General features: G+C 62.5%; 12 protein-coding genes. 8 read left to right on the top strand and 4 right to left on the bottom strand.

The window, feature by feature from the left end:
* Window positions 1–66 precede the first annotated feature (66 nt).
* Complete coding sequence (locus tag AAC640_RS02795; RefSeq protein WP_340264552.1) at window positions 67–870, top strand: transporter; 804 nt, start codon at window positions 67–69, stop codon at window positions 868–870.
* Between the two features lie 12 nt (window positions 871–882).
* On the opposite strand, the gene arsC is transcribed toward AAC640_RS02795, so the two are convergent.
* The 4 genes from arsC to aroQ form a co-directional block, all read right to left on the bottom strand.
* A complete protein-coding gene (arsC, locus tag AAC640_RS02790; RefSeq protein ID WP_340264551.1) occupies window positions 883–1,227 on the bottom strand; it encodes an arsenate reductase (glutaredoxin) in 345 nt (114 codons plus the stop codon).
* On the bottom strand, window positions 1,224–2,573 hold the full coding sequence (accC, locus tag AAC640_RS02785; protein ID WP_340264550.1) for an acetyl-CoA carboxylase biotin carboxylase subunit: 1,350 nt from the start codon (window positions 2,571–2,573) through the stop codon (window positions 1,224–1,226). Before accC ends, arsC begins: the two co-directional genes overlap by 4 nt.
* Window positions 2,574–2,587: 14 nt before the next feature.
* Window positions 2,588–3,061 (bottom strand): acetyl-CoA carboxylase biotin carboxyl carrier protein, encoded by a 474-nt coding sequence (accB, locus tag AAC640_RS02780; protein WP_340264549.1) that lies wholly within the window; start codon window positions 3,059–3,061, stop codon window positions 2,588–2,590.
* Window positions 3,062–3,144: 83 nt separating this feature from the next.
* Window positions 3,145–3,585, bottom strand: a complete 441-nt coding sequence (gene aroQ / locus AAC640_RS02775) for a type II 3-dehydroquinate dehydratase (protein WP_340264548.1) — start codon at window positions 3,583–3,585, stop codon at window positions 3,145–3,147.
* Window positions 3,586–3,705: 120 nt separating this feature from the next.
* Here aroQ and thiS point away from each other — a divergent pair, with 120 nt between their 5' ends.
* The 7 genes from thiS to AAC640_RS02740 all read left to right on the top strand — a co-directional run bounded on the left by thiS (window position 3,706) and on the right by AAC640_RS02740 (window position 9,472).
* Window positions 3,706–4,707, top strand: coding sequence for a sulfur carrier protein ThiS (thiS, locus tag AAC640_RS02770; RefSeq protein WP_340264547.1), 1,002 nt, complete (start codon window positions 3,706–3,708; stop codon window positions 4,705–4,707).
* Between the two features lie 134 nt (window positions 4,708–4,841).
* Window positions 4,842–5,552 carry a CoA transferase subunit A gene (locus AAC640_RS02765; protein ID WP_340264546.1) on the top strand — a complete coding sequence of 237 codons (711 nt, stop codon included), beginning with the start codon at window positions 4,842–4,844 and terminating at the stop codon, window positions 5,550–5,552.
* Window positions 5,552–6,187, top strand: coding sequence for a CoA transferase subunit B (locus tag AAC640_RS02760; protein ID WP_340264545.1), 636 nt, complete (start codon window positions 5,552–5,554; stop codon window positions 6,185–6,187). The genes AAC640_RS02765 and AAC640_RS02760 overlap by 1 nt, the downstream gene beginning before the upstream one ends.
* Before the next feature lie 10 nt (window positions 6,188–6,197).
* The gene (locus AAC640_RS02755; RefSeq protein ID WP_340264544.1) at window positions 6,198–6,638 is read left to right on the top strand and encodes an HIT family protein; all 441 of its coding nucleotides are present in this window, start codon (window positions 6,198–6,200) and stop codon (window positions 6,636–6,638) included.
* A 36-nt stretch (window positions 6,639–6,674) separates the two neighbouring features.
* Entirely contained in the window at window positions 6,675–6,800 is a 126-nt protein-coding gene (locus AAC640_RS02750) for a hypothetical protein (RefSeq protein ID WP_340264543.1), read from the top strand.
* 107 nt (window positions 6,801–6,907) lie between these two features.
* Window positions 6,908–8,536, top strand: a complete 1,629-nt coding sequence (locus tag AAC640_RS02745) for a capsular polysaccharide export protein, LipB/KpsS family (protein WP_340264542.1) — start codon at window positions 6,908–6,910, stop codon at window positions 8,534–8,536.
* Between the two features lie 189 nt (window positions 8,537–8,725).
* Entirely contained in the window at window positions 8,726–9,472 is a 747-nt protein-coding gene (locus tag AAC640_RS02740) for an HAD-IIB family hydrolase (RefSeq protein ID WP_340264541.1), read from the top strand.
* Window positions 9,473–9,483: the final 11 nt, after the last annotated feature.

Raw genomic sequence — 9,483 nt, 5'->3', positions numbered from 1 at the left:
AGCCGATGTCGCTGTGCTTGGTTCGTGACGTTCTATATGGTCCGGGATCGAAAGGAATATGACATCATGAATGGGGCAAAGGCGCTGTGCGCCGGGATATTGATGGCGGCGGTCACGGCTCCCGCAGCCGGGCAGCAAGCAGACAGAAGCTTCTGCGCAGATCGCCCCGGTATCGGTACGCCGCCTTGTACCCTGTCCCCAGGCACGGCGCAGGCGGAAGTTGGCATTGGCGACTGGGCATGGGACAAGAGCAGGGACGGGCGAACTGACACCATCAGCTTGGGGGAGATGCTGCTGCGTCTCGGTATAGCGGACCATTTGGAAGCCCAGATGGGCTGGACCGCATATGGCCATGTCCGGGAGCGGGAAAGCGGATCGGTGGCGAACAGGGAAGGCGTTGGCGATGTAACGCTGGCCCTCCGACGCAACCTGCAGAATCCGGACGGATCGGGCATCTCGATCGCCGTGATGCCTTACGTCACGTTGCCGACCGGCGGGCAGGCGATCGGAGCGGGGGACTGGGCCGCCGGCATCCTAATTCCGTCCTCCTTTGATCTGGGCAATGACCTGAGCTTCGAAGCCACTGGGGAAGTCGACGCTGCGGTGGACAAGGATCGCACGGGGCGTCATCTCGCGTGGGGCGAGACAGCCGGCCTGCAACTGGCGATCAGCGAAGGGGTCTCGGCCAGCCTTGAGGCGTCCGCGCTGCGAGACGAAGACCCTGCCGGCCACGATACCCGGCTGCTCACCGGCGTGTCGATGGCTTGGCAGGCCTCCAAGATCGCTCAACTGGACGCTGGGGTGAACCTCGGACTCAACCGCGACAGTCCGGACGCAGAAATCTACATAGGTTATTCACGCCGGCTTTGATGCGTGAGGGGATTAGAGGACGTCGTTCACTCGTTCCGGGGGACGAGCGATGACGGCGCCCTTGTCGGTGATCAAGATCGCGCGCTCGATCAGGATGGGATGCGCTGCCATCGCATCCAGCACGGCTTTGTCATCCGTCACGTCGAGGCCGATTTCCTTGACGACTGCCTCGCCTTTGCGGACGGCCTCCGACGCACGGACGCCCGCCTTTGCCAGCACGGCTTCGATTTCGGCGCGGCTGGGCGGGGTCTTGAGATATTCCACCACCTCGACCTCAACCCCCGGTGTTGCTTCGAGGATCGCGAGCGCGGCCCGCGATTTAGAGCAGCGGGGGTTGTGCCAGATGGTCGCCTTCACGCCTCGTCTTTCGCCAGCCACTCTTCCAGCCACTTGATCGTATAGTCGCCGTTGAGGAAATCCGCATTCTTCAGCAGCTTCTGGTGGAGCGGGATCGTGGTCTTCATGCCCTCGATCACATATTCCTCCAGCGCGCGCTTGAGGCGCATGATGCACCCTTCGCGGGTGCGGCCATAGACGATCAGCTTGCCGATCATGCTGTCATAATAGGGCGGCACCCTGTAGCCCTGGTAGAGGCCACTATCGACGCGGACGTGCATGCCGCCTGGCACATGATAGCTGGTGACGGTACCGGGCGAAGGCGCAAAGGTGCGTGGGTCCTCGGCATTGATGCGGCATTCGATGGCGTGGCCGTGAAACTCGATATCCTGTTGCTCGACGGACAGCGGCTTGCCCTCCGCGACGCGGATCTGCTCGCGGACAAGGTCGACGCCCGTGATCATCTCCGTCACGGGATGCTCCACCTGCAGGCGGGTGTTCATCTCGATGAAGTAGAATTCGCCATCTTCCCACAGGAACTCGATCGTGCCCGCGCCGCGATAGCCCATATCGGCCATCGCCTTGCGCACGACTTCACCCATCCGGTCGCGCTCGGCGGCGGAAAGGACGGGGGAGGGGGCTTCCTCCAGCACCTTCTGGTGGCGGCGCTGGAGCGAGCAGTCGCGCTCGCCCAGATGGATGGCGTTGCCGTTGCCGTCACCGAAGACCTGGAATTCGATATGCCGGGGGTTGCCCAGATATTTTTCCATATAGACGGTGTCGTCACCGAAGGCGGCCTTCGCCTCCGAACCGGCCTGCTTCATCGAGGTTTCGAGCAGGTCTTCGCTGGGCACGACCTTCATGCCGCGGCCGCCGCCGCCCGATGCGGCCTTGATGAGGACGGGGTAGCCGATCTTCGCGGCCACTTCCTTGGCTTCCTCTACGCTGGAGAGCGCGCCGTCGGAGCCGGGGACCAGCGGCAGGCCGAGCGCGCCGGCGGTGCGCTTCGCTTCCACCTTGTCGCCCATGATGCGGATATGTTCGGGTTTGGGCCCCACGAAGGCGATGTTGTGCGCCTCGACGATTTCGGCAAACTGGGCGTTTTCGGACAGGAATCCATAGCCGGGATGGATTGCGTCGGCGCCGGAGATTTCGGCCGCGGAAATAATCGCGGCAATGTTGAGATAGCTGTCCTTCGCCGCAGGAGGGCCGATGCATATCGCTTCGTCGGCCAAGCGCACATGCATCGCGTCGGCGTCGGCGGTAGAATGCACGGCTACCGTCTTGATTCCCATTTCATGACAGGCGCGATGGATGCGAAGGGCGATTTCGCCCCGGTTCGCGATCAGCAGCTTTTCAATGGCCATGTGTGAAGCGGCCCTTATTCGATGACGATCAGCGGCTGGTCATATTCGACCGGCTGGCCATTATCGACCAGCACGGCCTTGACCGTGCCTGCATTGGGCGCGGTGATGGCGTTCATGACTTTCATCGCTTCGACGATCAGCACGGTGTCGCCTGCCTTGACGGTCGCACCCACCGGCGCGAAAGGCGCGGCGCCCGGTTCTGCGGCCAGGTATGCGGTGCCGACGATCGGTGAGCGGACGGCATTGGCGGCGACGGAGGTCGTCTCGGCAGCGGGGGGCGCGATAGGAGCGGCAGCGGCAACGGGGGATGCTGCCAACGGGGTGGGGGCATAGGCCACGGCGGCGCCGGCCTTCCGAGCGACGCGGATCTTGCGATCGCCGTCCTCGACCTCGATTTCCGTCAGGTTGGTGTCGTCGAGCAGCGCGGCCAAATCCCGCACCAACTGCACGTCGACCTGCATTGCGCCCTTTTCAGCCTTGTCGTTCATTTTCAGTCCCTGGACGGTGAATGTCGTTTATCCAGCCCGCGCCTATGCTGATTTGAGCCGGAGCGCAACTTTTGAGCGTCGAGCTACAGTTCGAGTGCCGCTTCCAGCGCCAGCATGTAGGACAGTGCGCCAAACCCGGCGATCGTGCCCCGTGCGGCCATGCCGACATAGCTTTTGTGGCGGAACGGCTCGCGTGCGTGCGGGTTGGAGAGATGCACTTCGATCACCGGCAGGCTGATCCCCTTGATCGCGTCGTGCAGCGCGATCGAAGTGTGCGTCAGTCCGCCGGGATTGAGGATGACGGCATGGGCGCCTTCTCCATGCGCTTCCTGCAGCCAGTCAATGAGATGGCCTTCATGATTGGACTGACGGAAATCGATCTCGACATGCGCTCGCTCTGCGGCGTCCTCCATTCGCTCGGCGATGTCGTCCAGCGTGTCATAGCCGTAGATTTCCGGCTCGCGCGTGCCCAACATGTTGAGGTTGGGCCCGTTCAGCACGTAGATTTTGCGCGGATCGGCCATGACGCTTGCCCCTTATAGTTGCGACAGGGGCCCCGTCGCCCCTATATGCGCGGTGATCATTAGCCTTTCGTGTCGCGCCAAGTCGAGACACGTTCTTTCGATTGAAGACAGGACAGAGCATTGCACGTCGACGGAACCGTTTCGATCCACATCAATGGCGAGCATCGCCGCGTTCGTGCCGGCCTGACCATCGCGGAGCTGGCGAGTGAATTGGGCTTCGCGCCCGAGAAGGTCGCTGTGGAACGAAATCTGGAGGTGGTGCCGCGCTCTACGCTGGGCCAGATCTGCGTCGAGGACGGCGACGAGTTGGAGATTGTCCATTTTGTCGGCGGCGGCGATGTTGCCACGGTCGATGAGGACAGCTGGACGGTGGCGGACAGGACCTTCCACTCGCGGCTGATCGTCGGCACGGGCAAGTACAAGAATTTCGAGCAGAATGCAGCGGCGGTCGCGGCGTCAGGGGCGGAGATCGTCACCGTGGCGGTGCGGCGCGTCAATGTGTCTGATCCCAAGGCGCCGATGCTGACCGATTTCATCGACCCGAAGAAGATCACCTATCTGCCCAATACCGCCGGCTGCTTTACCGGCGAAGAGGCGATCCGCACGCTGCGCCTCGCGCGCGAGGCCGGCGGGTGGGAACTTGTGAAGCTTGAAGTACTGGGCGAAGCCCGCACGCTCTATCCAGACATGGTGGAAACGCTGCGCGCGACCGAGGTCCTGGCCAGCGAAGGCTTCAAGCCGATGGTCTATTGTGTCGACGATCCGATCGCCGCCAAACGATTGGAAGATGCCGGCGCCGTCGCAATCATGCCGCTAGGTGCGCCAATCGGATCCGGCCTTGGCATACAGAACAAGGTGACAATCCGACTTATCGTTGAGGGCACAAAGCTGCCCGTACTGGTCGATGCGGGCGTGGGCACGGCGTCGGAAGCGGCGCAAGCGATGGAACTGGGCTGCACGGGCGTCCTGATGAACACGGCGATCGCCGAGGCGAAGGACCCGGTGCTGATGGCTGCGGCGATGAAGGCGGGCGTGGAAGCCGGCCGAATGGCCTATCGCGCCGGGCGCATGGGCAAGCGCATGTATGCCGACCCTTCCAGCCCGTTGGCAGGGTTGATCTGAGCGCCGTTGGCTACGGCCGCCGCGCTTATTAGGGGCGCGCACAAGCGGAATGAAGATCTGTTTCGTGCGCGCGGCAAATTGACCTCTCGCCTGCTTCCTCCTATTCGGCCGAGTCAGGTCAAGGAGGATGGTCGATGGTGAAGAAGCTCTACCCCGATGCAGCGTCTGCGCTGGAGGGTCTCCTCTTCGATGGAATGCACATCTGTTCGGGTGGCTTTGGGCTGTGCGGCATTCCAGAGCGGCTGATCGACGCCGTCCTCGAAAAAGGCACCAAGGACCTTACCGTCGCGTCGAACAATTGCGGTATCGATAATGTCGGGCTGGGCAAGCTGCTGCGTGCGCGCCAGATCAAGAAAATGATCGCGAGCTATGTCGGTGAGAACAAGGAGTTCGAGCGGCAGTTCCTGTCGGGTGAACTGGAGGTGGAATTCTGCCCCCAGGGCACACTTGCCGAACGTTGCCGCGCCGGTGGGGCCGGCATCCCCGGCTTCTATACCCGTACCGGCGTAGGCACTGCCGTTGCCGAGGGCAAGGAAGTCAAGGTCTTCGACGGGCAGGAATATATATTGGAACGCGGTATCGTGGCCGACCTTGCCATCATCAAGGGGTGGAAGGCGGACGAAGCGGGGAACCTGATCTTTCGCAAGACCGCGCGCAACTTCAATCAGCCGATGGCAGCCGCGGCGAAGGTCTGCGTCGCTGAGGTCGAGGAAGTAGTGCCGGTTGGCAGCCTCGATCCCGACGCGATCCATCTGCCGGGCATCTACGTCAAGCGCATGATCGTGGGCGCACCCTATGACAAACAGATTGAATTCCGCACTGTGCGCCAGAGGGAGACCGTATAATGGCCTGGACCCGTGATGAAATGGCCGCGCGCGCGGCGAAGGAATTGAAGGACGGCTTCTACGTGAATCTCGGCATTGGCATCCCGACGCTGGTGGCCAATCATATCCCGCCTGGCGTCGAGGTGACTCTTCAGTCGGAAAACGGGATGCTCGGCATCGGTCCCTTTCCCTATGAAGGCGAGGAGGATGCCGACCTCATCAACGCAGGCAAGCAGACGATCAGCGAACTGCCCAACTCCGTTTATTTCTCCAGCGCCGACAGCTTTGCGATGATCCGCGGCGGCCATATCGACCTTACTGTCCTGGGCGCCATGGAAGTGGCGGAGAATGGCGACATCGCCAACTGGATGATCCCGGGCAAGATGATCAAGGGCATGGGTGGCGCGATGGACCTCGTCGCGGGCGTCAAGAAGATCATCGTCGTCATGGAACACACCTCCAAGGACGGCGCACCCAAGTTCATTCCCGCCTGCACACTCCCGCTGACCGGCAAGAATGTGGTGGACATGATCATCACCGACCTGTGCGTCTTCCAGCGGCCCGATCATGACAACCCGTTCAGACTGATTGAACTCGCGCCCGGTGTGACGGCGGAGGAAGTCGCCGCCAAGACCACCTCGCATTATGTAAGCTGAGGTCAGCGGTATGAGCCTGGACGGCGCCTATGATGAGGGCAATGTCTTCGCCCTCATCCTGCAGGGCAAGATTCCTTCGACGCGATTGTACGAGGACGCTCATACCTATGCGTTTCTCGATATCCAGCCTCAGTCGAAGGGGCACAGCCTCGTCATTTCCAAATGGTCGAAGGCGCGCAATATCCTGGAGGTGGAGGATGAGGCGCTGTCGCAAGTGATGACGACAGTGAAGAAGGTCGCCAATGCCACCCGAAAGGCGATAGACCCCCACGGCATCCATATCGCACAGTTCAATGGCGCGCCGGCGGGGCAGACCGTGTTCCACCTGCATTTCCACATCGTTCCGCGCTGGGAAGGGCAGCCGCGGGGCTTCGTCGCTCATGCCCAGGGCGATTTCGCCGATCAGGCCGAGTTGGAAGCGTTGGCAGAAAAGATTCGCGCTCAATTCTGATGCGATATTCCATCAACACGGGGTGGGGCGCCTGACATGGCGCTCAAGCCCTTCAAGGCATCCAGCGCGTGGCTGGCGCTGCGCGCCAAGCGCGAAAGCCGGCGTCACTCTGGTGGCGAGCGGCCGGTTGAGATTATCCTCGACATTTCGATATCGTCATGAAAGTGCTGGGCGAGATTACCGCGACGCGGGTCGCTTGACCGGGGGGCTCGGGCGATCATGAAAGTGCTGGTGAATATTGCCTTGTCCGATCCGGCGGAAAGCCTGTGATGAGGGGGCGCCCTTTCCTGCGCTCGCCGCCCTTTCCCGGCATCGCTCCCTCGGTTGCGGCCGTCAGCCTTGCGGCTGATCGCAATCAGGCTTCGCCTCCCTCCGATCAGTTGCTGGACCAGATCGTCCAGGCTCGGGTCGGGGGTGAGTTCTGGGGCGCTCAACTAACCGGCGTTGTGTGCGTGGTGCGCGCGGGGGTGTCGGTCGCTCCTGAAATGCTGAAGGGCTTGGTGCCCGAACAGATTGCGGTGCTGCCGGGCCTGCCTGGCGGGCGAGTACCCGGACGGCGGCTTTCGGGACCGGTCGATCCATGGTCACTAATGGCTCAAGCGCGCTCCGTTCATGCGCCGCCCGACGATGAGCTGGCGATCGTCGCCGGCATGGTCGGCGTGCCGGTTCATGGCCCCGACGGCGCCGTGGTTTCGCCGGAGAACTTGCGGAAGGCGGCGCGCAGGGTGGTCGCCGCCGCTGCCTATCGCGACTGTTTCTTCGGGCTGCCAAGCGACGTGGCAGAGGTGGTGGAGCAGCTCGCCGACTGGCGACGGCATATCGATGGCAATCGCGGTATCGTGGCGGCGAGCGGAATGGCTTATTGGAAGCGGGAGGCGATACGCCATTTCCTCTGGGACGGGCGCAGATGTCCACCTTTCTTGTCCCCCCCCAAGGGGTTGCGCCGGGCGGAGCGGACCGGTGGAACGCTCGCTGTCTGGCCGTCGCGCGTGCCTACGACATTAGAGCAGGACGCCGCTCAGCGAGGCGTCGCGATCGCAAAAGTCGAGGACGGGTTCCTGCGGTCGAAAGGATTGGGAGCTGCGCTGACCCCGCCGGGTTCGATCGTGGTCGACAGGTCCGGCATCTATTATGATGCACGTTCACCCAGCGACCTGGAAACGCTGCTCGCAACCCATGACTTTGCGCCCGGGTTGATCGATCGTGCGCGGCGGTTGCGGGCGGCGATCTCTACGAGCGGCGTCACCAAATATGGACTGGAAGCGGGGCAGATGCCGGACCTGCCGACGGGCCGGCGCCTGGTGCTGGTGGTGGGTCAGGTGGAGGACGATCTTTCGGTACAGCAGGGCGGCGCCGGGGTGACAGGCAATCTGGACCTACTAAGGCGCGTCCGCAGCGCTGAGCCGGACGCGCACATCATCTATCGGCCGCACCCTGATGTGCAAGCAGGATTGCGCCGGGGGCATTTGAGCGAGGCAACGATATTGGAGCATGCCGATGTCGTAGATTCGGGCGCGCCGCTGATGACGCTGGTCCAGGTGGTCGACGAAGTGCATGTGCTCTCTTCGTTGACCGGGTTCGAGGCGCTGCTGCGCCGTCGGCCGGTGACGGTACATGGCATGCCGTTCTTTGCAGGCTGGGGTCTGACGCGCGACATGGCGCCGATCAATCCACGGCGAGGGCGGTCGTTGACGATCGATCAGCTAGTCGCCGGGGCCCTCATTCTCTATCCCCGTTATCTGGACCCGGTTACGCGCCTGCCATGCGGCCCGGAAGTCATGGTCGCGCGACTGGGCGGCGGATCGGCACCGCCGACCTCCTGGCTGAGCCGAGTACGGACGTTAGAGGGGAAGATCAGACGTTTTATGACATTGTCCGCTGAGTACCTACGTGGCTGATGTTCCAGCCAAGACCTTCGGAACTTTTCCCCCGACCCAGGAAAATCCAGTTGTCGCTTTTCTCATATAACAGGGTTTGTGGAGCTTCCTTCGGGGCTTGCGTGGTATCGGTCTATTCACCTTCCGCGCGCATTTGCCGATCGATATTTTGATGCTAACTGCGATCACTCTAAAATCTGGAGCTGGCTCATGAAAGACTTGATCGCCTTCGACCTCGACGGCACGCTGGCCGAAAGCAAGCAGCCCGTGGGCGAAGCGATGGGTGAGGCGATCGCTGAACTGCTTTCGGTCGCTCATGTCGCGGTCATTTCAGGAGGCGATTGGCCCCAATTCGACAAACAGGTTGCGAGCCGACTGCCCGCGCGTGCCGACCTGTCCCGTCTCTGGTTGATGCCGACCACCGGCACCAAGCTCTACATCCATGGTGAGCATGGCTGGTCATCCGTCTATGCCGAGCTGTTCGACGAGGCGCAGAAGGCCCGGATTTTGGCGGCCTTCGACGAGGCGCTCGAGGCGACCGGATTCGTTCCGGAAGAAACCTGGGGAGAGCGGATCGAGGATCGCGGCAGCCAGATCACCTTTTCCGCCCTGGGCCAGCAGGCGCCCGTCCACGCCAAGGAAGTCTGGGACCCCGATTTCGCCAAGCGCCGGATCATCCAGGCTGACCTGCGCCAGCGGCTTCCCGGCATGTCGATCAACATGGGGGGCGCGACGTCCATCGACATTACGCGGGAAGGCGTGGACAAGGCTTATGGCCTCAGGAAACTCCGCGACGCGAGCGGCATTGCGCTTGAGGGGATGTTGTTCATCGGCGACGCGATCTTCCCCGGCGGCAATGACTATCCGGCCAAGCAACTGGGACTTGATACCGTGCGTGTGCGAGATCCGCAGGAGACGCTTGCGGTGATCGACGCCATCGTCGCCTGCCAGCGATAAGGGCGCGTTCC

This window comes from Sphingobium mellinum (genome assembly GCF_037860795.1).
In the GTDB taxonomy this organism is placed as follows: Bacteria; Pseudomonadota; Alphaproteobacteria; order Sphingomonadales; family Sphingomonadaceae; genus Sphingobium; species Sphingobium mellinum.
The sequence above is the reverse complement of the archived record's forward strand: the minus strand, read 5'-3'. Positions and strand labels throughout refer to the sequence as shown.

Bases quoted from the DNA above. Each gene is read 5' to 3' on its own strand.
- AAC640_RS02795 (WP_340264552.1), top strand. From the start codon at position 67: ATGAATGGGGCAAAGGCGCTGTGCGCCGGGATATTGATGGCGGCGGTC.
- accC (WP_340264550.1), bottom strand. From the start codon at position 2,573: ATGGCCATTGAAAAGCTGCTGATCGCGAACCGGGGCGAAATCGCCCTT.
- accB (WP_340264549.1), bottom strand. From the start codon at position 3,061: ATGAACGACAAGGCTGAAAAGGGCGCAATGCAGGTCGACGTGCAGTTG.
- aroQ (WP_340264548.1), bottom strand. From the start codon at position 3,585: ATGGCCGATCCGCGCAAAATCTACGTGCTGAACGGGCCCAACCTCAAC.
- AAC640_RS02765 (WP_340264546.1), top strand. From the start codon at position 4,842: ATGGTGAAGAAGCTCTACCCCGATGCAGCGTCTGCGCTGGAGGGTCTC.
- AAC640_RS02760 (WP_340264545.1), top strand. From the start codon at position 5,552: ATGGCCTGGACCCGTGATGAAATGGCCGCGCGCGCGGCGAAGGAATTG.
- AAC640_RS02755 (WP_340264544.1), top strand. From the start codon at position 6,198: ATGAGCCTGGACGGCGCCTATGATGAGGGCAATGTCTTCGCCCTCATC.
- AAC640_RS02750 (WP_340264543.1), top strand. From the start codon at position 6,675: ATGGCGCTCAAGCCCTTCAAGGCATCCAGCGCGTGGCTGGCGCTGCGC.
- AAC640_RS02745 (WP_340264542.1), top strand. From the start codon at position 6,908: ATGAGGGGGCGCCCTTTCCTGCGCTCGCCGCCCTTTCCCGGCATCGCT.
- AAC640_RS02740 (WP_340264541.1), top strand. From the start codon at position 8,726: ATGAAAGACTTGATCGCCTTCGACCTCGACGGCACGCTGGCCGAAAGC.